Annotated in this window: 22 protein-coding genes; 13 read left to right on the top strand and 9 right to left on the bottom strand. The window is 69.8% G+C overall.

Annotated features, from left to right (window positions below; translation table 11 throughout):
- Positions 1-77: 77 nt before the first annotated feature.
- A complete protein-coding gene (locus AB0L00_RS30985; protein WP_364440606.1) occupies positions 78-533 on the top strand; it encodes an ester cyclase in 456 nt (151 codons plus the stop codon).
- A 266-nt stretch (positions 534-799) separates the two neighbouring features.
- On the opposite strand, the gene AB0L00_RS30980 is transcribed toward AB0L00_RS30985, so the two are convergent.
- Both AB0L00_RS30980 and AB0L00_RS30975 read right to left on the bottom strand, forming a co-directional pair.
- Entirely contained in the window at positions 800-1003 is a 204-nt protein-coding gene (locus AB0L00_RS30980; RefSeq protein ID WP_345348519.1) for a DUF3040 domain-containing protein, read from the bottom strand.
- 128 nt (positions 1004-1131) lie between these two features.
- On the bottom strand, positions 1132-2697 hold the full coding sequence (locus AB0L00_RS30975) for a family 10 glycosylhydrolase (RefSeq protein WP_364440605.1): 1566 nt from the start codon (positions 2695-2697) through the stop codon (positions 1132-1134).
- Between the two features lie 76 nt (positions 2698-2773).
- On the opposite strand from AB0L00_RS30975, the gene AB0L00_RS30970 reads away from it, so the two are divergent.
- Positions 2774-3877 (top strand): site-2 protease family protein, encoded by a 1104-nt coding sequence (locus AB0L00_RS30970; RefSeq protein WP_364440604.1) that lies wholly within the window; start codon positions 2774-2776, stop codon positions 3875-3877.
- Here the strand turns inward: AB0L00_RS30970 and AB0L00_RS30965 are convergent.
- On the bottom strand, positions 3822-4781 hold the full coding sequence (locus tag AB0L00_RS30965) for a DMT family transporter (RefSeq protein ID WP_364440603.1): 960 nt from the start codon (positions 4779-4781) through the stop codon (positions 3822-3824). The genes AB0L00_RS30970 and AB0L00_RS30965 overlap by 56 nt on opposite strands.
- Positions 4782-4886: 105 nt before the next feature.
- On the opposite strand from AB0L00_RS30965, the gene AB0L00_RS30960 reads away from it, so the two are divergent.
- The 4 genes from AB0L00_RS30960 (at position 4887) to AB0L00_RS30945 (ending at position 7601) form a co-directional block, all read left to right on the top strand.
- Entirely contained in the window at positions 4887-5771 is an 885-nt protein-coding gene (locus tag AB0L00_RS30960; RefSeq protein WP_364440602.1) for a LysR family transcriptional regulator, read from the top strand.
- A 55-nt stretch (positions 5772-5826) separates the two neighbouring features.
- Positions 5827-6834, top strand: a complete 1008-nt coding sequence (locus AB0L00_RS30955; RefSeq protein ID WP_364440601.1) for an Rv2578c family radical SAM protein — start codon at positions 5827-5829, stop codon at positions 6832-6834.
- Positions 6835-6988: 154 nt separating this feature from the next.
- On the top strand, positions 6989-7291 hold the full coding sequence (locus AB0L00_RS30950; protein WP_364440600.1) for a hypothetical protein: 303 nt from the start codon (positions 6989-6991) through the stop codon (positions 7289-7291).
- Between the two features lie 76 nt (positions 7292-7367).
- Positions 7368-7601, top strand: coding sequence for a GntR family transcriptional regulator (locus AB0L00_RS30945; RefSeq protein ID WP_364440599.1), 234 nt, complete (start codon positions 7368-7370; stop codon positions 7599-7601).
- 166 nt (positions 7602-7767) lie between these two features.
- Here AB0L00_RS30945 and AB0L00_RS30940 read toward each other — a convergent pair whose 3' ends face one another.
- Positions 7768-7902, bottom strand: a complete 135-nt coding sequence (locus tag AB0L00_RS30940) for a hypothetical protein (RefSeq protein WP_364440598.1) — start codon at positions 7900-7902, stop codon at positions 7768-7770.
- Between the two features lie 122 nt (positions 7903-8024).
- Positions 8025-8345 (bottom strand): hypothetical protein, encoded by a 321-nt coding sequence (locus tag AB0L00_RS30935; protein WP_364440597.1) that lies wholly within the window; start codon positions 8343-8345, stop codon positions 8025-8027.
- A 458-nt stretch (positions 8346-8803) separates the two neighbouring features.
- On the opposite strand from AB0L00_RS30935, the gene AB0L00_RS30930 reads away from it, so the two are divergent.
- Positions 8804-11155 (top strand): tetratricopeptide repeat protein, encoded by a 2352-nt coding sequence (locus AB0L00_RS30930; protein WP_364440596.1) that lies wholly within the window; start codon positions 8804-8806, stop codon positions 11153-11155.
- 232 nt (positions 11156-11387) lie between these two features.
- Here the strand turns inward: AB0L00_RS30930 and AB0L00_RS30925 are convergent, their stop codons facing one another.
- Positions 11388-11915, bottom strand: a complete 528-nt coding sequence (locus tag AB0L00_RS30925; protein WP_364440595.1) for a hypothetical protein — start codon at positions 11913-11915, stop codon at positions 11388-11390.
- Here AB0L00_RS30925 and AB0L00_RS30920 point away from each other — a divergent pair.
- Both AB0L00_RS30920 and AB0L00_RS30915 read left to right on the top strand, forming a co-directional pair.
- Positions 11914-12129 (top strand): hypothetical protein, encoded by a 216-nt coding sequence (locus tag AB0L00_RS30920; RefSeq protein ID WP_364440594.1) that lies wholly within the window; start codon positions 11914-11916, stop codon positions 12127-12129. The two genes, AB0L00_RS30925 and AB0L00_RS30920, sit on opposite strands and share 2 nt — an antisense overlap.
- 535 nt (positions 12130-12664) lie before the next feature.
- On the top strand, positions 12665-13996 hold the full coding sequence (locus tag AB0L00_RS30915; RefSeq protein ID WP_364440593.1) for a hypothetical protein: 1332 nt from the start codon (positions 12665-12667) through the stop codon (positions 13994-13996).
- Positions 13997-14167: 171 nt separating this feature from the next.
- Here AB0L00_RS30915 and AB0L00_RS30910 read toward each other — a convergent pair whose 3' ends face one another.
- Positions 14168-14665 (bottom strand): Lrp/AsnC family transcriptional regulator, encoded by a 498-nt coding sequence (locus AB0L00_RS30910; protein WP_364440592.1) that lies wholly within the window; start codon positions 14663-14665, stop codon positions 14168-14170.
- A gap of 98 nt (positions 14666-14763) precedes the next feature.
- Between AB0L00_RS30910 and AB0L00_RS30905 the strand changes: the two genes are divergently transcribed.
- Positions 14764-15993, top strand: a complete 1230-nt coding sequence (locus tag AB0L00_RS30905; protein ID WP_364440591.1) for an aminotransferase class I/II-fold pyridoxal phosphate-dependent enzyme — start codon at positions 14764-14766, stop codon at positions 15991-15993.
- Between the two features lie 390 nt (positions 15994-16383).
- On the opposite strand, the gene AB0L00_RS30900 is transcribed toward AB0L00_RS30905, so the two are convergent.
- Together AB0L00_RS30900 and AB0L00_RS30895 are read right to left on the bottom strand one after the other, a co-directional pair.
- A complete protein-coding gene (locus tag AB0L00_RS30900) occupies positions 16384-19806 on the bottom strand; it encodes a glycoside hydrolase family 3 C-terminal domain-containing protein (RefSeq protein WP_364440590.1) in 3423 nt (1140 codons plus the stop codon).
- A gap of 282 nt (positions 19807-20088) precedes the next feature.
- Positions 20089-20544 (bottom strand): MarR family transcriptional regulator, encoded by a 456-nt coding sequence (locus AB0L00_RS30895; protein ID WP_364440589.1) that lies wholly within the window; start codon positions 20542-20544, stop codon positions 20089-20091.
- 46 nt (positions 20545-20590) lie between these two features.
- Here AB0L00_RS30895 and AB0L00_RS30890 point away from each other — a divergent pair, with 46 nt between their 5' ends.
- From AB0L00_RS30890 to AB0L00_RS30880, 3 genes are all read left to right on the top strand, one after another.
- Positions 20591-21697 carry an ABC transporter substrate-binding protein gene (locus tag AB0L00_RS30890; protein WP_364440588.1) on the top strand — a complete coding sequence of 369 codons (1107 nt, stop codon included), beginning with the start codon at positions 20591-20593 and terminating at the stop codon, positions 21695-21697.
- Positions 21698-21771: 74 nt separating this feature from the next.
- Positions 21772-23163 carry an APC family permease gene (locus tag AB0L00_RS30885; RefSeq protein WP_364440587.1) on the top strand — a complete coding sequence of 464 codons (1392 nt, stop codon included), beginning with the start codon at positions 21772-21774 and terminating at the stop codon, positions 23161-23163.
- Positions 23160-24167 (top strand): acetamidase/formamidase family protein, encoded by a 1008-nt coding sequence (locus AB0L00_RS30880; protein ID WP_364440586.1) that lies wholly within the window; start codon positions 23160-23162, stop codon positions 24165-24167. Before AB0L00_RS30885 ends, AB0L00_RS30880 begins: the two co-directional genes overlap by 4 nt.
- Positions 24168-24265 lie beyond the last annotated feature (98 nt).

Here is a 24265-nt window from a genome sequence, read left to right as displayed (position 1 = left end):
TGTAGATCATAAGTGGAGCCGACAAAGCGCCAGTCGCACCACGCGACCATTCGCCCGAGCCGCAGGACGGAGAGACCGTGACCACCACGAGCGTGCGCGAGGCGCGCGAGGCCCTGATCCGCGCCCACTTCGAGTCCGAGACCGCGCAGGACTTCGACGTCACACTGACGACGATGAGCGACCACCCTCGCTACGAGATCATCCCCACCGGCGAGGTGTTCGACGGCCCTGAGGAGGTGATGGGCTACTACCGCAGCTCCCGGGACGCCTTTCCCGACCAGCGGCACGACAACGTCCGCCTCCGGCACGCGGACGACGCCGTGATCGCGGAGTTCGACCTGCTCGGCACGCACCTCGGCGAGGCCTACGGCTTCCCCCCGACCGGCCGCGCCTTCCGGTGCCCGATGGTGGCGTTCTTCTTCTTCGACGGGCCGGACGGCGACCGGATCATCTGCGAGCGGATCTACTTCGACATCGCCACCATCGCGGCCCAGCTCGGAGTCATGCCGGGCATGTCCGCGGACGGGTCGTAGCCCCGGCCGGCCGACCGCGCTCCCGACCGCACGCGGTGCACCGACCCGCCCGGGGATGTGCCGGTCACGGGTGGGAATCGGTTACGCTGGTGAGGCCGGTGTGGCATGTGTCCCCGGGCCGCACCTATCGCCTTCGCGGAATACCGTCCGGCCGCATGGCCGGAGCAGGAGCCGCGTTGTGCTTTTCGCCGAGAGGCGACCACCACACCGGCGTCAGCGTGTCGTCGCCCCCGCGGGAGAGTCTCCCGCGGGGGCGACCTCGTTCGTCAGACCGGCACGGTGGCCACGGCCGCGGCCACCAACGAAGCGATCACGAGCACGGCGACCGCGATCGCCAGGGCGGCGCGAATGCGCCGCCGCCTGCGAAGGCGCCCGAAGTTGGACAGCCGGTCGGCCAGGCGAGGGTCTTCCTGACCGAGTTGAGATGCGATCTCGGTGAGGATTCGCTCCTCCTCCATCGAGAGCGCCATGCCGCACCTCCAGGGGGTCACAGATTTCCAGGAATCATCCCCTGTTTGCCAAGCATGGGAAACCTCAAAAACCCAAGGAGCCTCGGCATTCGCGGCCGGATGTGGCATCGCCGCCGGGTAGGCCCTGGTCAGCCGCCTCGAGCGGTCATCTGGGCGCCTCGGGTCGGAGGGCTCTGCCGGTGGCGTGAGTCCAGCGCCGTCACGTAATACGTGTAGACCTGACCTGATTCGGCGGAGTGGTCGGTGATCTGGTGCGTCGTACCCGGCACCACCATGAGGAGGTCGTGTGGATCCGGCGCGGCACACGCCGGGCCCTTCGCCGGCGAACGGTAGACGGCGTACGCCGCCGCGCCGGTGCCCTGCCAGGTCAACCGGCGGTCCTCGGCCTGCAGACGGCTCGGCGCCGACGGCCGGGCGGCGGCCGTACGCGGGCTCACCGGGGCGAGCACCGGGCGGCCGAAGTGATCGCGCGCCAGCCGGGACGCGAACCCGCGGCGGTCCTGGTTCAGGTCGGTGGCGCTGAAGATCGCCTCTCCGGTCACCTGGGGGTACTTCGCGTCGATCGCCAGGTGGCGGGAGAGTTCGGCCGGCGCGTTCCACGGGCCGCCGTGCCCCACCTGGTACGCGGCCTGCCCGATGATCAGCTGGACGTGCGTGCCCGTCACCTGCCTCGCCCACCACGCGACGAGCGTGCGGTAGTCCGCGGCGCCGAACCCGATCGGCCAGTACAGCTGGGGTACGGCGTAGTCGATCCAGCCGTTCTTGATCCACTTACGGGTGTCGGCGTAGATGTCGTCGTAGCTCTGCAGCGCGTGGGTCGCCGAACCGTTCGGGTCATCGGACCTGTTGCGCCAGACCCCGAACGGGCTGATGCCGAACCTGACCCACGGTTTGGCCTGATGAATGCCGGCCGACACGGTCTGCACCAGCGTGTCCACGTTGTGCCGGCGCCAGTCGGCGCGGTTCTTGAAGCCCGCGCCGTACTTCTTGAACGTCGGCTTGTCGGGGAACTCCTTGCCCGGCAAGGGGTAGGGGTAGAAGTAGTCGTCGAAGTGGACGCCGTCGATGTCGTATTTCCGTACGACATCGAGGACCACCTTCGCCACCAGGTCACGGACCTGGGGCAGGCCGGGGTCGTACCAGAGGGCGTCGCCGTAGCGGTACACCCAGTCCGGATGCCGCCGGGCCGGGTTGCCGGGCGCCAGGCTCTTGCGGTTGGGCCCGGTGCTGACCCGGTAGGGGTTGAACCAGGCGTGGAACTCCAGCCCGCGCTTGTGCGCCTCGTCGACCAGGAACCGCAGCGGGTCGTACCCCGGGGCCTTCCCCTGCTTCCCGGTGAGGTACCGCGACCACGGCTCGTACGGGGACGGGTAGAAGGCGTCCGCCGACGGCCGGATCTGCACGTAGACGGTGTTGAGGTTCCGCCGTACGGCCAGGTCCAGGAGGGCGCGGTACTCCGCCTGCTGCTTCGCCACCGACAGCCCCGGCTTGCTCGGCCAGTCGCCGTTGCCCACCGAGACGATCCACATCGCCCGGGTCTGCCGCGCGGCGTCCGAGCGGGCCATCGTCACCTGACCGCATTCGGCCGCCTGCGCGGCAGGGGGCCGGGACCGGTCCGCGGGGCCACCGCATCCAGCCGCGACGACCGCGGCGGCGACGACCGCGACGCTCCCCTTGGCGATGGATGAACCCACGGAAGGGCATTCTGCCCGAGACTCTCGAGTGGTTTGGCGGGTATCCCCTTCTCAGGGACGACAAAAGGCGGCGGCTATGAACGACACCCTCCGGCTCGGCCGGATCGGCGGCGTGCGCGTCGGCGTCAACTGGACCGTCCTGGTGATCTTCGCGCTCATCACCTACGGCCTGGCCGGCGAGCAACTGCCCCACACGTACAAGGGTCTGCCCCCGCTGTTCTACGCGCTGGGCGGGCTGCTCACCGCCACCGTGTTCCTGGCCTCCCTGCTGGCCCACGAGTTGGCGCACGCCATCGTGGCGCGCCGGAACGGGCTCACGGTCACGGGGATCACCCTGTGGCTGCTCGGCGGCGTCGCCCGGTACGAGGGCGAGCCGGCCACCCCGGGCGCCGAGGTGCGCATCGCCGGTTCCGGACCGCTCGTCAGCGTGCTGCTGGCGGCGGCGTTCGGCACGGCGTCGGCCGTCCTCCTCCTCACGGGGGTGGACGGAATGGTGAGCGGCTGCGTTACCTGGCTCGCCCTGATCAACGCGCTCTTGGCGGCCTTCAACGTGATCCCCGCCGCGCCCCTGGACGGCGGGCGACTCGTCCACGCCCTGCTGTGGCGGATGTCCGGCGACCGGTTGAAGGCGACGCTGCAGACCACCCAGGTCGGCCGCGCGTTCGGCTGGGTGACCATGCTGACCGGCTTCTACATCGCCATGTGGAGCGCGGAGGGGTTGTGGCTCACGCTCGTCGGCTGGTTCCTGATCACGGCCGCCGGCCTGGAGGCCGGACAGGCCCGCGTCCGCGCGCGGCTCGACGGCATCCCGATCCGCCGGATCATGACCCCGGATCCGTTCACCGTGCCGAGTTCCATGCCGGTCGCCGAGTTCCTGCGCGAGATGCTGCCCCGGCACCGGCATTCCGCCTATCCGGTCGTCGACGAGGGCGTCGTCCACGGCGTCGTGACCACCGAGCGCATCCGCCGGGAACCGCCCGAGACCCCCGTCGGCACCCTCGTGGAGGACGCGGAGCGGACGGCGGCCGAGACGCCCCTCACCGAACTGCTGGCCCGGCTGGCCCGCGAGCGCCTCCTCGTCTTCGACGGCGACCGGCTCGTCGGCATCGTGACCCCCCACGACCTCACCCGCGAGCTCGAACACCTCGCCCGCGAGGTCCCGGGCTTCCCGGTACGCTGACGGCCGCCCGCTGCGCCCGGCGGGGCGCCCGGGCCACGACCACCCCGGCGACGATCAGCAAACCGCCGGTGACGGTGTTCCAGCCGAGCGGCTCGGCCAGCAGCACCGCCCCCAGCAGCGTGGACCACAGCGGAGTCAGGTACGTCACCGTCGAGGCGACCGTCGGCCCGGCCGCGCGGATCACGCCCAGGTTGATGATGTACGCCAGGCCGGTGCCGACGGCGCCGAGCCCGACCAGCGCCGCTGCCGCCGCCGGCCCCGGCCAGGTCGGCGGGCCCGCCACGACCGGGGTGACCAGGGCCAGTTCGGCGGTCGCGCACAGAATCTGTACCGCCGAGAGCGCGACGACCGACTCCCGGCCCCCGGCGAAGAAGCGCCGGGTGTAGGTGAAACCGGCGCCGTAGCAGACGGTCGCTCCCAGGCAGGCCAGGCTGCCGCCCAGCGTGCCGCCGTCGAACCCCCGCCAGACCCCCAGGACCAGGAGCACGCCACAGAACCCGGTCGCCAGTCCGATCGACCGCCGGGGCGTCGGCCGCTCCGCGGGGATCACGGCGACGGCGAACAGCAGCGTGGTCAAGGGCGTCGTGGCGTTCCAGACGCCGGCCACGACCGAGCTCACCCGCGTCTCCGCGTACGAGAACAGCGCGAACGGCACGGAGTTCAACAACGCGGCCACCACGAACGCGTGCGCCCACACGCGCCGGCCACGAGGCAGGGGCGCCCGCCGTACGACGCACACCGTGCCCAGCGCCACCAGCCCGAACAGGCACCGCCACGACGCGACCCACAGCGGCGCGACGCCCGCGTCGACCGTCACCTTGATCAGGGCGAAACTCGAACCCCAGATCATCGACAGGACCACGAACCCGGGCACCCATCCCGCCGACCCGCCAGGCCGCTCCATCAGTCCTCCTCCGCGCCGCCGTACCTCGGTCATGCGACGCGATCTTGCAGCGGAATGCGAAGATGAGTCCAACAAGTGGCCACATCGCCTCGATGAGAAAGACTCATGAGCCTCAACCTCAGCCAGCTGCGGGCGTTCGTCGCCGTGCTGGACCACGGTGGCTTCGGCGCCGCCGCCGACGAGCTCGGGATCAGCCAGTCCGCGATCTCCCACTCCGTCGCCGCACTGGAGCGCACCCTCGGCGGGGCCGTACTGACCCGGCACGGCCACCCCCGCCCCACCGCGTTCGGCGACTCCATCCTCGGCCACGCCCGCGCGGCGCTCGCGGCGGCGGTCGCCATCGCCGACCTGGCCGCCCAGCGCGACGGGCTCCCGGCCGGCACCGTACGGCTCGCCGCGCCCACCACGGTCTGCCAGGGCCTGCTCCCCCGGCTGATCCCCCAGTGGAAGACCGAACTGCCACGCGTCGACGTAGCCGTGTTCGAGGGCGAGGACGACGAGGTCGCCGACTGGCTGACCCGCAGCACGGTCGACCTCGCCGTCCTCGTCGACCCGCCACCGGGTCCGGGCACGGCCCTGGCCGAGGACGCCTTCCACGTCCTCCTTCGCGAGGACCACCCGCTCGCCGGAGAACCGGGCATCGGCCCCGCCGACCTCGAGGACGACGCGTTCCTGCTGTCCTGCGGAGGGTGCGAGCGGCACCTCCGCGAGCTGTACCGCCGAGCGGGCACGCCGCTCTCCCCCACTCACCGCATCCGCGACATGGGCACCCTGCTGGCCATGGTCCGCGCGGGGATCGGGGTCACGATCGTGCCCGGACTCACCGCCGCGATGCTCGCCCCCGGCCTGGTGATGGTTCCCGTACGGCCCTCGATCAGCAGGCGGCTCGTCCTCACCGGACCGGTCGACCGCCCCTGGCACCCCGCCGTCACCGCCCTCGTCGACGCGGCCGCGGGCGGGACGGCCACGCCTTCCCCGCACCCCGGATGAACGTTCAGTCGCCACCCGACAGACGATCATCGAACGGATGTTCTAAGGTGAGGGCATGCGTTGGGACGCGTTGGCACTGGACGGCGAGGACCCGGGGCTGTTCGGGAGCCCGGTGACGGTCGACACCCCGGAGTTCCGCGGGATCACCTTCCACGAGATCAGAGCCAAATCGATCATCAACCGGGTCCCCGCCGCCTCCCGGGTCCCGTTCAGCTGGACCATCAACCCCTACCGAGGCTGCAGTCACGCATGTGTCTACTGTTTCGCTAGAAACACCCATAAGTACCTGGATTTCGACACAGGTCGGGATTTCGATTCGCAGATCGTGGTGAAGGTGAACGCTCCGGAGCTCGTACGTCGGGAGCTCGCCGCGCCGAAGTGGGCCGGGGGGCACATCGCGATGGGCACCAACGTCGACTGCTACCAACGGGCGGAGGGCCGCTACCGGCTGATGCCGGGCATCATCGAGGCGCTGCGGGACGCGGCGAATCCCTTCTCCATCCTGACCAAGGGCTCGCTGATCCTGCGCGACCTGCCGCTGCTGGAAGAGGCCGCCGACCGCACCGAGGTCAGCACGGCCGTGTCCGTGGGCTTCACCGACAAGGAGCTGTGGCGGTTGCTCGAGCCCGGCACGCCCGGCCCGCTCAAACGCCTCGAGGTCTGCGCGACGCTGAACGAGCACGGCATCGGCTGCGGCGTTCTGATGGGCCCGATCATCCCCTACCTCACCGACACCCCACGCCAGTTGGAAGCGGCCGTACGCCGGATCGCCGAGGCCGGCGCCACCTCCGTCTCGGCGATCGTCCTGCATCTGCGCCCCGGCGCCCGCGAGTGGTTCACCCGATGGCTCCGCGAGCACCACCCCGAGCTCGTCGCACCGTACGAGCGCCTGTACGGTCGCGGCGCCTACGCGCCGAAGGACTACCAGCACCGCATCGCCCAACGCGTCAAGGACCTCGCCGACGAGCACGGCATCGGCGGACGTCGCAACGTCCGACGCCTCCGCACACCCCCGCCCCCACCACAGCGCCGCCCCGAGCCCGAACAACTCACCATCCTGTGACCGACTCGCGCAGACGCCGGTGAGGCGACACAGTCGCCAACCCGACTCGGGCATCAGGCCGTCGAGGGCCTCTGGTTTCCTCTGCCTGGGGAACTGCAGTCCCTGCAACCGACCAGCGCGACCGTTTTGGTGGCGTACGGAGAGATGACCGACCATGGATGACTTGAAGACCGAGCTCGATGCGATCACCGACCGCCTCGCGCAGTTGGCGGAGCGCGTCCACGCGCTGAAGCCGTTGAGCACCGCACAGCTGGACCAGCTCGCGGCGTACATGGCCGAGGTCGCACACCACGGCTACCAGATCGCCAATGACCTCGCAGACGCCGGCGAGAAGACGGTGCCCGACTTGGACGTCGAGGCGGACGCGACCCACGCAGCGAACGTCTTCGCAGCCGCAGAAGGGTTCGCCAACCACACGACCAAGGCCCTCCGCCGGATCCCACGCGAGCGTCCGTAGGCCCTCGACGACCTGAGCCAGAGCCCTGCCGCACTGTCGTAGCGTTCAACACGTACAGACGAGTTGAGGAGCCGGCATGGCGGAACTCCCCTTTGGCGTCCTGGACCCCACGAGCGACCGAGCCGTGTTCCGCCAGATCGCCGACCAGCTTCGCGACGTCATCCGGCGAGGCATCTTCCCTAAAGGCGACAAGGTGCCCTCCGAGGCACAGCTGATGGAGCACTACGGCGTGACCCGCATGACCGTGCGCCAGTCGATCCAGGGCCGAGGGCCAGGTGGCCGCCGAGCACGGCTGCGGCGTCTTCGTTAGGAGCCGACAGCAGTCGGCCGCGGCGGCTATCGCGCGGGGTATCGCGGCGACCGCCGACGCGGCCGGGCTACGACGGTTTGCGAGCCAGCACTCTCTGCTCTCTCATATGAGCGGACGGATGTGAGACAGCGGCCTGCGCGGGCGCGGCTACAGCCGCGGATGCGGATCACTGGTATCCGACCCAGTAGTTCCGGTCCCCGTTCCCGCAGGCGTGGTAGGTGTTCGACGCCCACATGCGCAGCACCGCCGTCCCTCTCGAGCCGCCACCGACACCGACACCGCCCAGCGTCCGGCAGGTCACCGGCTGGATCCTGCGCCTTCCGGACAATCTCCAGCCCGGTGAACGGCAGCAACTCGAGGCGCTCACCACCGCCAGCCCGGCGCTGGCCAGGCCGCCCGCGCCGGGCTGCCCCCCCCGAGTCGTCAGTCGCCGGCTGCGTTGCAGGCCAGCGTTGCGACATAGTCCGTTACGTTGGTTCCTAGAAGTCCGAAATAGCACAGGTCGAAGGAAATCCAGCTACCTCCAGCTCCGTTCTCACAGGCCTGGGCCCGGGTGGTTGTTATCGAGTAGCCGCTGGTGATGAGGACGTATTGGCACTGGCCCGACGACGCTGGTTTCGCGGGCGCGGTTGCGGTCACCGCGGCGGATGCGGCCGGCGCCATCGCCAAGCCTCCACCGACGAGGGTGACCGCAGTCAGTGCAGTGGCAGCGCCGAGGCGGCGGCCGGAGAACGGTTGCCTCACTTGGTACTCCTTTTCCTTTGAGGAAGGTGCCGGCGGCACGGACAATCTCCATCGACAGTCGGCCAGCGGCGTGAGCTATCGCGCGATGTGACGGAAACGCCTTGCCTGGTAGCCAGTTGCCGACAGTTGTTGTGTGCTCTTTGTTTGTGCCGACGATGGGTTTGGAACTCTCGCGGTGGTTCGGGCACCCTCGCCGGACCGGCCGGAACGGTCACCCAGACCACACCTGGGACCGAGGGGGCAAGGTCACCCGGCCTCGTGACCGGTCTCGGCCACCTAGTCCGGTCGTATGACCCGCCCTCGCAGCACAATCACTCTGCGGGAGGAAGCCCGGCGAAGTCTCGCTTCCCACACGAATCCACACATCGCACACACGCTCATTTACCGTGTTATTCCGGGGTGTACGGCTTTCAGGGGGTGTTGTGGTACGACACGGGGCTGTCATGCCAGATCCGGGTATGGCCACGGATCTGGCGGAGTTCATCGGCTTGCTGGGTGAGCTGCGCGTGTGGGCAGGGATGCCGTCCTATCGGACGCTGGCCAAACAGGCCGGGCCTTTCATGAAGCCTCCGCGGGTTGTGTCACCATTCACGGTCGTGGACGCCTTCAAGGCCGGCCGGCGTCGCCTGGATCTGGACCTGGTGGTCGCGATCGTCCGAGCGCTGGGAGTGGACGAGGCCGGTGTGGCCCGCTGGCGCGAGGCGTGCGTCAAGGTCCACGGGCTGGCGAAGACCGGCGGTCCGGTCGGTGTGTTCGGTCAACTTCCCGCGGAGCTCGCGACCTTCACCGGCCGTGAGAATGAGCTGACACGGCTCATCGAAACGGCCACACGCCGGCACGGCAGCGGGAGTGCTCGAACGGTCGTGATCTCCGCGATCGAGGGTATGGCGGGGGTGGGCAAGACCCAGCTCGCCGTCCGCGTCGCCCACGAGTTGGTCCGCGCCGGCCACTTCACCGACGTCCAGCTGCACGTGAACCTGCGCGGCTTCGACCCCGATGTCCCGCCCGCCGACCCCGCCGCGGTACTGGAGGCGTTCCTGCGGCAGCTCGGTGTGCCCGCGCAGCAGATCCCCGTGAGCCGGGAGGAGCGGACGGCGATGTACCGCGACCGGCTACGCGAACGCGGTGCGCTGATCCTGCTCGACAACGCCGCCGACGAAGACCAGGTCCACGACCTCATCCCCGCCGACCCGACCTGCCTGGTCATGATCACCAGCCGCCGTAGCCTCGCCGGTCTTGACGGCGTCACCCCGCACCTGATCGGAACCTTCACCGACGCCGAATCACTCGACCTGCTGATGCGGATCGCCGGAAGGGACCGCGTCACCGCCGAACCCGAAGCGGCCACCCGGATCGTGGAGTACTGCGACCGTCTCCCGCTGGCCTTGGCACTGACTGCAGCACGGCTCCGCTCCCGGCCCGCGTGGAGCCTTGCCGAGCACGCCGACCGGATGCGGGCCAGGCGGCTGGAGGCGATCCGCGCCGGCGGCCGCGCGATACGCCCCGTCTTCGACCTGTCCTACCGGGGTCTCGCCGAGCCGCTCCGGCGCGTCTTCCGCCTCCTCGGCCACCACCCCGGCCCCGACTTCACCCCTGCCCTCCTCGCCGCACTCGCCGACATTCCCGCCCACGAGGCCGAGGCCGCCCTCGAGCAGCTCCAGGACGACAACCTGATCCGCCAGAACACCCCCGGCCGCTACGAACTCCACGACCTGCTACGGGCCTACGCCGCCGAACTCACCGACGCCGACCCCGAGCCGGACCCCACCGCACCTGTGGCCCGGCTGGCGACCTGGGCGGTAGCCACCGGCCATGCCGCTGCACGCGCCATCGGCGCCCCGCCCCTGTCCGGTGTCCCGGCCGCACAGGCCGCAAGGCCCGGCTATTTCGCCAGTTACGACAAGGGCCTGGCGTGGTTCGACAACGAACGCCAGAACCTCGCCGCCATCCAAAACTCTGCTGCCCGAGCAGGACTTCACCGCTATGTGTGGCAAATCGCCGCGGTCCAGAAGGAATTCTGTATCACCCGCCAGCAGTTCAACGACTTTCTCGCCGTACAGCAACTCGCTGTCGTGGCCGCGCAGGCTGCCGGCGACCAGGCCGCCGAGGCCCTGATGCTGTCCGGACTCGGCAGCATTCAGTGGAGGATGGACCGCCTCGACGAAGCAGAAGACAGCTGCCTGAGAGCACTAAAGATCTACCGCACTGTCGTCGACCCCTCCGGCCAGGCCTCAGCTCTGATCGACTACGGCGCGGTCCAAGGCCAACGCGGGAATCACGAGCATAGCGTCACCCTCCTCACCCAGGCCCTTGACCTGCTCCACGACCCAGACACGCGTCGGGCCCGCGCGACAGCGCTGCAGAACCGGGGAGTGTTCCACCAACGTTTAGGACACTTGGCTCAAGCCTTCGCCGACACTCAGCAGGCCCTCGCGATTTACCGGCAGCTGAACTACCGCCGCGGCGAAGCCCTGGCCATCGGCAATCTCGCCTTCTTCCACCTTGTCAACACAGACCTCGACAGCGCCTTCGATCTCTTCCGCGAGCAACAACACCTCGCTCTGCTGCTGTCTGACACCTTCGTCCAGGCCGACGCGCTCCTCGGCACCGGTGAGACCCACGCCACCGCCGGCAACTTCGACCAAGCCCGTCACGCCTGGCAGGAAGCACTTCACCTCTTCGAGAAGATCAGCCACCCCAGGGCGGCCGTTGCGCAGCAGCGGCTCGACACCACCGAGAATGAGTGGCCGATCCCCTGGACACCGACAGACTGGGCTGCCCCTCAGCCGACGGGTCGTGGCGACCCTTGAAGGGCGTAGCTCTTCGGCAGGGATCGAGTTGATCAGGCGATGTCGGCGTGTCCGTGCTGGGTGATCAGTCTGCCTGATCGTCCCGATCAGGGTGTAGGGAGTCAGCCGAAGACGGTGCCGGTCTCGGTGAGGAGCGCGTTGAGCACCCGGAGGGCGCGCCACGGAAGACGTGCGGCCAGTAGCCGCCGTGTGACGCCTACGAGGCCGAGCAGTGCCAGACCGGCAGCGATGGTCAGCAGGCCGGGACAGAGAGAGCAGCCATCGCACCTGTTGCTCGCATCAGGAGCGGGCTGACGATTCGGACCCCCGCCATCAGTCCGAGGGTCAAGGGCAGGAAGGCGATTCCCGCCCTGACCGGTGAGTAGCCGAGCACGTTCTGCAGGTAGAAGGTGAGGAAGAACAGTGCGGCGAACATGCCGACGGCCAGGCTGAGTACCGCCAGGTAGGAGCCGCTGCGGCGGCGGTCGAGGACCACGCGCAAGGGCAGCAGCGGCCCGGCGACCCGCTTCTGTACGACGATGAAAGCGGCCAGCGCCAGTACGCCCGCGGCAAGCGACCCGATGGTGATCGCCGCGCTCCAGCCGTCCGTCTCGGCCCGGGCGAAACCGAGGACCAGTGCCATCAGCCCAGTGGTGGCCAGCAGGGCTCCGGCGACGTCGACACGCACCCCCGCCACGCGCGGCACGGGCCGGATCGCGTAGAGCGTTCCCGCGCCCCTCGGAGCCGGAGCCGACACCGCCGTGGCCGGCGCCATGGTCATGGCGTCACAGCAGATCGGCGCGTCCCTCGGCACCGCCCTACTCAGCACCATCGCCGCAACCGCCGCCGCCGACCACCTCCGCGCGCATCCCACCGCGCCGGCCGAGGCCGCCGTCCACGGCTTCAACGTGGCGAGCCTCGGCGCGGCCGCGTTCCTCTGCCTCGCCGCGCTCGCAGTCTTCCTCCGCACCGGCCGAGGCGGCTCCGCGCGTTAGCGTCGGTGCCTTCACGCGCCTTCGGATTGCACAACGTCGTCGGCTGCATCAGCACGACCGACGCCGTCCCGGCCAACCTCATCCCACCTGATCGTATGACTCCCGCATCAGCGACTTTCCCCGGAACTCCCACTACACGCCCGCACCGGCGAGAGCCCGACGTGTTGTGTGACACCTGCCCGCCACGGGTCAAAGCCGGACCACCGGGTGAATCGCCCCGGGGTCGGCGGCGGCTTGGAGAACACCTGTTATTACGCACCTCATGAACCCTCTTGATATTTGCGCTATATGGCCCTCGTGCTGCATTCGGCCTATACGACGAATTTGTCCTACGCGCCTTCTCTTAACTACAGAGTCGTTCCCGTTTCCTCACGCGGACCACCGGACACATTGAGTGATGGCACTGTTGTAGTCGATCACCGCGCGTCGAGGAGCTATGTCGACTTCCGTGCAGTGCCGGCCCGTTCGCACGTGAATCTCGGTGCGCTATGGCACTCCCGTAAACGACACCTACACAGAGGCGGTAGCAGACCTCATGACACAGGAAGCCAGGATCGACGTCGAGCTGACGTGGAATCAGGCCGAGGAGGAGTCCTCGACCGAGAAGGTGGCGGAGTTCGCCAAGGACCTGCCGCCGGGGCCGTGGTTCGGCACCCCGACGGACGTGGCGCGCGCCGGCGACCGGCGGCCGACGCACACCTGGCCGCTGCGGTCCGCCCGACCGTACCGGCGGGAGATCGCCCTCGGCGAGGCTGCGGTCTACCTCGCCGACGGCCACGACGAACTGGAGCGTCCGTTCATCTTCGCGGACGGTTTCAACTACGGCCGTAGTGACCTGCCGGGACTGTTCGCCCACTTCAACGCGCCCTACCCGGGCAGCGAGGTCGGCTTCCTCGACCAGCTGCTCGCCGCAGGCATCGATGTCATCCTGGTGGGCTTCGAGCAGCGGCACACTCACATCCAGGCCAACGCCGGCGTGGTGATCAGCGCCATCAACGAGGCCGTCCAGCGGCGACGCGGCGACGCGGAGCTGATCGTCGGCGGAGTAAGTATGGGCGGCATCATCACCCGTTACGCCCTCGCCGAGATGGAAAAGCAGGACCAGGACCACCAGACCACGACGTACCTCTCCTGGGACTCCCCTCACAACGGCGCCTGGATCCCGCTGGTCCTCCAGCAGATGGCCTACTTCTTCGAGTCGCTGCCGACCGGGCCCGGCAAGATCAAGAAGGCCGAGCTGATCAGGAGCCCCGCCGCGCAGCAACTGCTGTACGCATGGATCCCGGACGCGAAGTACGAAGGCCCCGTCGCCACCTCCAGCGAACTGCGCACGCAGTTCCTGGATGAACTGCGTGAGCTCGGACAGTTCCCGGAGCGACCGCACAAGCTAGGCGTGGCCAACGGCGCCGGCAACGGCACCGGCCGCGACCTGCCGCCCGGCATGGAGGTGTTCAAGTACCAGATACCGCTGGTCGTCTACGCTCAGGCGAACTTCCAGCCCGACGGCGGCGAGCGCAAGCCGATCGGTGAGATGCGGGCCGCCGGCCAGGTGCGACGGGGCTTCACCTCGCACGTCCCCGGCCTCGACGGCGCGCCCGGCGGCACCCTCGACTCCTTCGGCCAGATCGCCGAGGAACTCGGGGCCGACATCCCGGAAACATACAAGCTCAGCTGCTTCGTCCCCTCCGTGAGCGCGGTCGCGCTGGACTACGACCCGGCCGAGTGGGACGTCGACCCGTACAAGAATGTCGAGGCGAACGGTGCGAAAAGCGCGCTCGACGAGTTCAAGTGCGACAGCGAGAACACCATGCACAGCCAGGTGACCAAACCACTGGTCGACTGGATCGTGGAGCGAATCGTCCACTGACCCCAACCGCTGGGAACGTGCGGCCACTTCGGCGGGCCACCGACCGGGGTGGCCGCACTTCCGCTCAGGGGCGTGCCGACCGCAACGCCGGAGCCGGCTACGGGCCGCTGAACCATTTCGCGCGTGGCAAGGTCGACCTGGGCAAGACCCGCCGGCACTGCGGCGACATCTTCACGGACTCAGCACGCCGCGACCTTCGCGTACCTCGAACACCAGTTGGGTCTCCGTCCGCTGCACCACCGGGTAGATGGTCACGTGTTCCAGGATGAGATCCCGGAGTTTCTCCGGGCTCTCCACGGCGACGTGCAGGAGGAAGTCATCGTCGCCGCCCACGTGGAGAACCGTCAGCGCCCCCGGCACCGCGACCAGCTTGTCGTAGAGGTTGCGGACGTGCTCTCTGTTGTGGCTGCCCAGCCGGACCTTGACGATCGCGTGGATCGGGTGGCCCAGCGCGCCGAGGTCGAGCCGGGCGTTGACGCTCGCGATGACACCCGACTGCCGCAGCGCGCGCACCCGGTACGCGCATGTGGACTCGGCGACTCCCACGCGGGCGGCGAGTGCGGCGTTGGTCATGCGGCCGTCCTCCACGAGCGCGGCGAGGATGGCCAGATCGGTGCCGTCGAGAGACGCTGGAGCGGGTTGCGGTTTCTTCGACGCCAGGTCGGGCATGAGGGCTCCTTTCGGCGAATCTGCACCGATCCTGGCGAACGGCGCAAGTTTCCGCAATGACCATTGAGATTCTCTGTGGATCCGCTCATCCTTGCGGCATGATCTCGCCTCGGCTGCAGCTCGACTCCATCGCCGTCCACGCCGGCCGCGAGGACCTCGCCGAACTCGGTGTCCACGCGCTTCCCATCGATCTGTCCTCGACCAATCCGCTGCCGGACATCGAGGCGGGCGGCCTCTCGTACGAGGCCATGGCCGGCGGGGGCACGCCGTACGCGGAGGGCGGAGCCGTCTACGGACGGCTGTGGAACCCGACCGTGGCCCGATTCGAGTCGGCGTTGGCGCGGATGGAGCACACCGAGGCGGCCGTGGCGTTCTCATCGGGTATGGCGGCGACCACCGCGGCGATCCTCGCGACGACGCGGGAGAGCGGTCACCGCCACATCGTGGCGGTCCGGCCTCTTTACGGCGGGACCGATCACCTCTTGGCCTCCGGCGTACTCGGTGCCGAGGTGACGTTCTGTACGGCGGAGGGCGTCGCCGCGGCGCTCCGGCCGGACACGGCGCTGATCATGCTGGAGACACCCGCCAACCCGACACTCGACCTGGTCGACATCCGTGCCGTCGTCGAGGCGGCCCGCGGCGTTCCCGTTCTCGTGGACAACACGTTCGCGACCCCGATCCTGCAGAACCCCGTCGATTTCGGCGCCTCGATGGTGCTGCACAGCGCGACCAAGTATCTCGGGGGGCACGGCGACGTCATCGCGGGCGTCATCGCCTGCGACCAGGAACAGGCGGCCGCGCTGCGCCGGGTCCGCGCCATCACGGGTGCCCTTCTTCACCCGCTCGGCGCCTACCTTCTGCACCGGGGGCTGGCCACGCTCCCGATCCGGGTCCGGGCGCAGCAGGCGAACGCCCAGCGCGTCGCCGCGTGGCTGAGCACCCACCCGAGTGTCTCCCGTGTGCACTACCCCGGGATGGAGGGGGACGCGCGGGGACTTCTCCACCGGCAGATGAGGGGCACCGGGGCGATGATCTCGATCGACCTCCGCGGAGGTCTGGAGCAGGCAAGGCATGTCACATCGGCGGTTCGCCTGTTCACCCACGCGGTGTCCCTGGGCGGCGTCGACTCACTGATCCAGCTTCCCGCCGCGCTGACGCACCGGCCCGTCGCCCCTGAGGCCCGCCCGTCCGCAGGCCTGGTCCGGCTTTCCATCGGGCTGGAGGACCACGAGGACCTGATGGCCGACCTCGACCAGGCCCTCGCCGCGCGCCGTCCGGCTGCGGCCCATGCGGGCGCGTCGCACCCGCAGGCGTACAGCCGCCGGTGAGGCGACACCGCACCGCGCGTCGTCTCCACGCGCAGCTTTCCGGTCAGCGCTCCCGCAAGTCCTTGTCGGCTGCGCGTGGTCTCAGTGAGCATGGGCCCTGCGCCACGCCGTTTTCGAGACCATCCCCGATGGCGTCCGCGTGGTCGAGTCGTTCGGCACTTCCGTCGAGGAGCTTCGCGCCCGGCTGGAGGTCCCGCTCGTGGTCGACGCCCCCTGACCGTTCCCGTCCGTCGGCCCACGTACAGGCGTGGCCGCTCCCCGCCGTCCGTACCGACCAGGCGACCGAAACGGCAGGGTGAAAGCGGGGCAAGGCGCCGCCCTCCGCCTGCCGGGTGGGCGGGCGGAGGGCGGGGTGGCGCCGTGGGTCCGGCCGGTGGGCCGTCCCGTGGGTCAGCCGACGGTGATGGCGAACACGTGGATTCCGTTGTCGCCCGGCAGGGTGACCGTCGCGACGGTCTTGGACGGGTCGAGCGCGCCTCCGGTCGTGTAGAGGCTCACCTTGTGGTTGCCGAGGGTGTCGGTGGGCGGGCGGTTCCAGTTGGCGGTGGTGACCGCCAACTGGCTGTTGCCGCTCGCGGCGTTGCTGTACCAGTCGGGGAAGGTGATCGCGACGTCGGCGATCGTGCCGTCGGTGTAGGTGATGGTCACCGTGCCCGAGTGCGAGGAGCCGGTGCCGGTTCCGAGGAGGCCGAGCCTGCCGCCCTTGCCGTGGACCTGGATGACCTGTCCGGCCGCGGCGACGTTGTCCGGCTGTCCGGGCTGGGTGTTCGGCCAGGCGTAGGAGAGGCCGTTCGCGGTCACCGTCGCACCCGGGGTGTAGCCGACCGCGGCGAGTTGGGTGGCGGAGAAGCTGTAGCCCTTCGGATCGAGGTTGCCGGGGGACGGGTCGCTGTCGGCGGTGATCCCCACGTTGTCGAACGCGTTCGCCACCGCGGTGTACGGCACGACCGTCGTCGTGCCGTCGCTGCGGGTCTGCTTCCCGTGCAGGGTGAAGGAGGCGTTCCCGGTGAGGGCGGCCGGGCCGCCCGCCGCGCCGGCCGGTGCGGTCACCTTCCAGGTGGTGCCGACCTTGCTGTTGGGGGGAACGTCGGTCGGGGCGGGCTTGCGGGTGGTCGCGGGCTCCACCGTCCAGCCCTGAGGCGCGGAGAGCGAGAGCTTGAGGTCGCGCACGCCGGAGTCACCGGTGTTGGTGAAGGTCTGCTCGACCGTCTGCGCGGTGCCGGGCTGGGTGATCTTGGCTGCGGTGACCGACGTGTACTGCGTGCCGAGGGTACGGCGGACGGTCACCGAGGTGGTGAGCGGGGTGTCCGCGGAGGACTCGCCCACGTAGACGGGGTACTCGCCGTCCAGAACAGTCCAGGCGTGGGCCTTGTCGTCCCAGATCCGCAGGTCGCTGCCGTCCAGGGTGAGCGTCACCTTCTTGGTCTGACCGGCCTTCAGCCGGACCTTGGCGAACGCCTTGAGCTCCTTCGGCGGCTCGCCGGAGCCCTTGGGGTGGCCGAGATAGGCCTGGACGACGTCGGATCCGGTGCGCTCGCCGGTGTTGGTGACGTCGACGGTCAGCCGCACCTTGCCGTTGGTGCCCGCGCCGGCGATGACGTGGGCCGGGCCGCCGCGCAGGTGGGACAGTTTGAAGGTGGTGTAGGACAGGCCGTAGCCGAAGGGGAAGAGCGGTGTCTTGTTCTCGTCCTGGTACCAGCGGTATCCGACGTCCAGCTTCTCGCTGTAGTCGTACACGCCGTTGACCGCGGGGTAGCGGCCGGGCGCGGCGGCGACGGCGGTCTGGGTGTCGGTCGTCGGGAAGCTGACCGGGAGCCGGCCGCCGGGCTCGGCGTCGCCGGTGAGCAGCTCGGCGAGGGCGTTGCCGTCCTCCTGGCCCGGGTACCACGTGTCGAGCACCGCGGGGACCTTGTCCAGCCACGGCATCAGCACCGGGGCGCCGGCCCGCAGCACCACGACGGTGCTCGGGTTCGCGGCGGCGACCGCCGCGATCAGGGCGTCGTTGTTGCCGGGCAGGGCCAGAGTGGTGCGGTCCGAGCCCTCGGTGGACGAGTCGCCGACCACGACCACGGCGGCGTCGGCGCTCTTGGCGGCGGCGACGGCCGTCTGGATCTGCGGGTCGGGAAGGTTCGGGGACGACCAGCCGATGCTGACGGACGCGTCACCGGTGTTCTCGTAGTACTCGATCCGGATGGCGTGCTGCTCACCGGCGGTGAGCTGCACCGGGGCGCTCTTCACGGTCCGTACCGAGTGGTCGCTCCAGTTGTCGGCGATAAGCTTGCCGTCCAGGTAGACGCGGCTGCCGTCGTCGCTGGTGGCGGAGAAGGTGTACGCGCCGGTCGCCGGGGCGGTGAGCGTGCCCGTCCAGCGCGCGGAGAAGCCGTCGGCGGGGATGCCGGTGGCCGGCGAACCGCTCCCCCAGGTGAAGTCGACGTTGGCGTCGTCACGGGTGACCGCGGGGGTGCCGCTGAGGGTCTTGTTGGTGAAGTACTCGCCCTTGAGGCCGGTCAGCGCGGACGCCGGGATCGCGGGCTGGCCCGAGGTCGTGCCCGCCTTGACGTAGTCGACGGTCACCGAGTCGCCGAGTCTCGCCTTGAGGCCGGAGACCGGGTCGACCTTCTTGTACGGGGTGACGGCCGAGCTGCCGCCGCCTCCGGTGACCGCGGTGTCGGCGTTGGGGCCGATCACGGCGATCGAGTGCAGTTTCCTCGTGTCCAGGGGCAGGGTGTTCCGGCTGTTCTTCAGCAGTACGCTGCCGTCCTCGGCGGCCTGCTTCGCGACGGCGCTGTCCTTGTCGAAGTCCGCGGTCACGGGCTTGCTCGGGTCGAACAGGCCGGTGCGGAACTCCAGCCGCAGGATGCGGCGGGCCGCGTCGTCGAGCACGGACTGCGGCACCTGGCCGGCCGCGACCGCCGCGGGCAGCTGCTTGAAGTAGGTGGTGCCGCTGAACTCCTGGTCCAGGCCGGCGAGCGCGGAGGCGACCGTCGAGTGGTTGGCCGGGTAGTCGGTGTCGATGACTCCGTCGAACTTCCAGGTGTCGATGAGGATGTCGCGCAGGATCTGCGCGTTCTCGCACGCGTAGACGCCGTTGACCTTGTTGTAGGCGCACATCACCGACCAGACCTTGCCGTCCGCGACCGCCTTCTCGAAGGCCGGGAGGTAGATCTCGTGCAGCGTCCGCTCGTCGATGTTCGAGCTGGAGGTCGTACGGGCGTTCTCCTGGTTGTTGCCCGCGTAGTGCTTGACCTGGGCCGCGACGCCCTGGGCCTGGATGGCCCGGATCTCGGAGGAGGCGAGGTCGCCGGCCAGTTCCGGGTCCTCGCCGAGGGTCTCGAAGTCACGGCCGCCGAGCGGGGTGCGCACGATGTTGACCATCGGCCCGTAGATCGCCTGGTAGCCGCGGTACCTGGCCTCGGTGCCCATGACCGTGCCGTACGCCTTGGCCGTCTCGGTGTTGAACGAGGCGGCCAGCGACACCGGGGAGGGCAGCGCGGTCTCGGGCTGGCCGTCACGGACCCCGCTCGGGCCGTCGCTGAACTGCATGCCGGGGATGCCCAGACGCTCGATTCCCGGAATGTAACCGGTGGCGTGCGAACCGCTGGGCCGCCCCACCGCGGTCATCAAGGTGGCCTTCTCGTCATTGGTCAGCTGCCCCAGCAGCAGATCGACCCTTTTCTCCAGCGGGAGTGAGGTGTTCAGCCAGGGTCTGGCCCCTTCTCCGGAAGCGGCCTGGGCCACTCCGGTGGCCGCGGTGAACGGCGCGGCCAAAACGGCGATCGCCGCCGCTGCGACCGCGAGACGAGCCATGCGCATACCGAGACTCCACTCGACGTACGGATTGACGGAATCCTGGCGCGTTCAGAAAGTGATCAAGATCCCGGCGTAGTGTCCGTTAATGCGGCGAATAGCGTCAATAGTCTGAACACAAGTCCCGACCACGAGGCCGGAAGTGGACAACGCGCCGCAGCACCCGATCAGCGGCCGTGAACTGCGGATACAGGGAAAGGGAACCATTCCACGCGACTCTCGGAGCCGAGCGCCGCGTTCAGGTTTCGTTACCCCGTGGCTCAGGGCGGCGTGGGCCCGCTCGGTCGTTCAGAGCCTCTCGCGCACGGATCGGAGCAGTGCGGACAGGGCCGTCACCGTGTCCGGGCCCAGGCGGGCGGCGATCCCCTGCTCGTGCGCGGCGGCCAGCGCGTCCAGTCGCCGCAGCTTGCGCCGGCCGAGTTCGGACACGTGCACGGTCACCCGCCGGCGGTCCCGGCTCGACTGGGACCGGTAGAGGTAGGCCGAGTCGACCAGGGTGTCGACGATGCGGGTGAGGGTGGGATGGGGGATCTCCACCTCCGCCGCGAGCTCACCCATCGAGCGGCCCTCCGCGCCGTCCAGCGCGCGCAGCACCCGCCACTGGTCCACGGACGTGCCCTCCTCCTCCAGCACGGCGCCCAGGTCCCGGGCGATGGCACGCTGGGTACGGGTGAGGAGGTCGACGAGGTCGGCCGTGGCGGCGGGCAGGACCGTTTCACTCTGGTTCGTCGCCGAGGTCGACAAGATGCGCCTTCCGCCGTGGGCCGTTGCGCAGAGCATACTTGTCGGGATGAACGGCGCGGCGGTCGTACGGGACGCCATGGAGCTCATGGTCGCGGGCCCGGATGCCTCGGTGCTGCGCCTCGGCCTGCTGCTTCCGCTGTCCGGGCCGCTCGGACTGACCGGCCCCTCCGGACTCGCCGCGGCGCGGCTGGCCGCGGGCGAGGCGACCTCGGCCGGTCGGCCCGTCGAACTCGTCCTGGTCGACGCCGGCCGGCGGCCGCAGGAGGTGGCACGGGACGCCCGTTCGCTCGCCGAGGCGGGACTCGTCCAGGCGTTCGTCGGTTACCACACGAGTGACGTGCACCGGGCCGTGGAGGCCGCGATCGCCCGCCGGTCGGCCTATTTCTTCACGCCGCCGCAGGAAGGGGGCACGCGGGAGCAGGGCGTCGTCCTGCTGGGCGGGTCCCCGGCGGACCAGTTGGCGCCCGCGCTGCGCTGGCTGGCCGAACACCGGCGACCGCGGCGGTGGGCGCTGGTGGGCAGCGACTACATCTGGCCGCGCTCGGTGCACCGGGTGGCCGCCCCGCTGATCCGATCGATCGGGGCCGAGGTGGTGCTGGACCGGCTCCTGCCGTTCGAGCCGGTCGTGGGAACGGGCGCCGAGGAGGCGGTGGACGCTCTCCTCCGGGTGCGCGCGGACGCCGTCCTGCTCAGCCTCGTCGGCCGTGACCTCGTCCGGTTCAACCGGTTGTTCGCGTCGTCCGGTCTCGGCTCGCGCGTGCTGCGGCTGTCCGGGTCGCTGGAGACGAACGGGCTGCTGGCCATCGGCGGCGACGACACCGGAGAGCTGTACTCCGCGATGCGCTCGTTCGCCGGCCAGGACAGTGAGCGCCGGATCGCCCTCGCCGAGCGCCACCGGGCCGAGTTCGGCGATCACGGTCCGGCGCTGGACGTCTACGCGGAGGGGCTGTACGACGGCGTGCACCTGGCGGTGGCGCTCGCGGCGTTCGGCGCGCTCGCCCCGGAGCGTGTGGCCGCGGCGGCGGGCCGTCTGCTGGCCGGCGCACCGGACGCCCGGAGAGCATGGGCGGCCGCCCCGCTCGGCCCGCCGCGCGCCGGCGGGTACCTGGCCAGGGCGGATGGACTCGATCTGACGGTGGTCAGTCGCTACTGATTTTTCCAGTCAAAACCTTTTCATCTGGAAGTAGATTCCCTAGGCTGCGCTCACCGCTCCATCGAGGAGGATCCATGAGTGACGTCGAAGGGATCGAACGTTACGGATACACCCAGGAGCTGCGGCGTTCGCTCAGCTTCCGGGATCTGGTCGTGTACGGGCTGATCTTCATGGTGCCGATCGCGCCGTTCGGCATCTTCGGCAGCGTGTTCCAGGGCTCGGGCGGCATGGTCGCCCTCGCGTACGCCATCGGGATGCTGGCCATGATGTTCACCGCCGGCTCGTACGCGCAGATGTCGCGGGCGTTCCCCATGGCGGGCTCGGTCTACACCTACGCCGGTCGGGGCATCGGCGCGCCCGTCGGATTCCTGTCCGGCTGGATGATCCTCCTGGACTACGTACTCGTGCCCAGCCTGCTGTACCTGATCGCGAGCGTGGCGATGAACTCCCTCGTGCCCGCCGTCCCGGTGTGGCTGTGGCTGATCGCCTTCGTCGTCCTCAACACCGTGGTCAACTACCTGGGCATCGAGATGACCGCGCGGATCAACCGGATCATGCTCGTCGCCGAGCTGGTCGTCCTCGCGCTCTTCCTCGTCGTGGGCGTCGTGGCCCTCGCGCAGGGCAAGGGGCACGGCTCGGCGCTGTCCCCGCTCTACAACCACGCCACCTTCTCCTGGGGCCTGGTCTTCGGCGCGGTCTCCATCGCCGTCCTCAGCTTCCTCGGCTTCGACGGCATCTCGACGCTGGCCGAGGAGAACCGCGAGTCGGCGCGGGCCATCGGCAGGTCGATGGTGGCCGCCCTCGTACTGACCGGCGTGCTGTTCATCGTGCAGACCTGGGTGGCCTCTCTCCTGGTGCCCGACCAGGCCAGGCTGATCGCCCACGGGGATCCGAACGGCACCGCCTTCTACGACGCCGCCCGGGCCGCGGGCGGCGCCTGGCTGGCCAAGCTGACGGCCCTGGCGACCGCGATCTCCTGGGGCTTCGCGAACTCGCTCGTCGCTCAGGCCGCCACGTCGCGGCTGCTGTACGCGATGGCACGGGACCGGCAGCTGCCCGGCTTCCTGGCCAAGGTGCACCCGAGGCGGCGTGTCCCCGTCAACGCCACCCTGCTGGTCGCGGCGGTCTCGCTCGGCCTCGGCCTCTACATGGACAGCCGCAGCGACGGGATCACCCTGCTCAGCTCGCTGGTGAACTTCGGGGCCATGACCGCGTTCCTGGTGCTGCACGTCGCCGTCGTGGTGCACTACGTGGTCCGCTCCGGCAGCCGGGATTGGTGGCGCCATCTGATCGCTCCGGCGCTCGGCTTCCTGATCCTCGGCTACGTCGTCATCAACGCCAAGGTCGCGGCGCAGAAGATGGGTTTCGTTTGGCTGGCCGTCGGGGTGGTCGTGCTGGTGGGGCTCCTCATCGCCCGTCGCCGGCCCACCCTGGCGGGCATCACCGGTGAGGAGACCGGACAGTGAGCATCGAGATCGTGACGTTGGACGCCGAGCCCGCCTTCGCCTTCGGCGGCCGGCCACCGGCGCTGACCGTCGAACCGGGCACCGTGGTCGAGTTGTTCACCGAGGACTGCTTCGGCGGCGCGGTCCGCACGGTCGATGACCTGCCGAGCGAGGTCTGTGAGTTCCCCTACCTCAACCCGGTCACCGGTCCCATCGCCGTGGCCGGCGCCGAGCCGGGCGACACGGTCGCGGTGCACTTCGTGGACATCCGGCCGGTTAGGAGCTGGGCCGTCTCGTCCACGTTCCCGCACTTCGGCGCGCTGACCACGACCCACACGACGGCGATGCTGCATCCGGCGCTCGAAGAGCGGGTGTGGCTGTACGACGTCGACCCGGCACGCGGGATCTGCCGGTTCCGGGCGCGCTCCGCCGAGCTGGAGGTGGAGCTGCCGCTCGACCCGATGCACGGCACGGTCGGCGTGGCGCCGGCCGCCGGCGAGGTCATCATGTCCATCACTCCGGGTGCGCACGGCGGGAACATGGACACGCCGGAACTGCGCGCCGGCACCACCGCGTACTTCGGCGTCAACGTGCCCGGCGGCCTGATCTCGATCGGCGACGGGCACTGCCGGCAGGGCGAGGGCGAAGTGTGCGGTACCGCCGTGGAGGCCGCGATGAACACGGTGGTCGTCGTGGATCTCATCAAGGGCGGCGCGCCGGCGTGGCCGCGCCTGGAGAGCGACGGCCACGTCATGTCGATCGGCTCGGCCCGTCCGCTGGAGGACGCCTTCCGGATCAGCCAGCACGACCTGGTCGGCTGGACCGCCGACCTGCTCGGGCTCGACCGGCTCGACGCGTACCAGTTGGTCAGCCAGGCCGGGCTCGCGCCGGCCGGCAACGTGGTGGACACCAACTACACCATGCTCGCCAAGCTGCCGAAGAGCGTCCTGACCGGCGCCTCGGTCTACGACGGCACGCACGCCCGCCTGCGCGCCGTCGCCGCCGAGTACCTCGGCCGGCGCTGACAGGCCGCTCCGGTCGGTGGTGGTGGTGCGGTCGGCTGAGGCCGGCCGCCCCACCCTGCCACGGCCGCAGGGGCGGATCGCGCAGCCCAGGACCAGCG

Origin of the sequence: Actinoallomurus sp. NPDC052308 (assembly GCF_040679195.1) — a bacterium.
Taxonomy (GTDB): Bacteria; Actinomycetota; Actinomycetes; order Streptosporangiales; family Streptosporangiaceae; genus Actinoallomurus; species Actinoallomurus liliacearum.
This window is presented reverse-complemented; position numbering and strand designations above follow the sequence as displayed.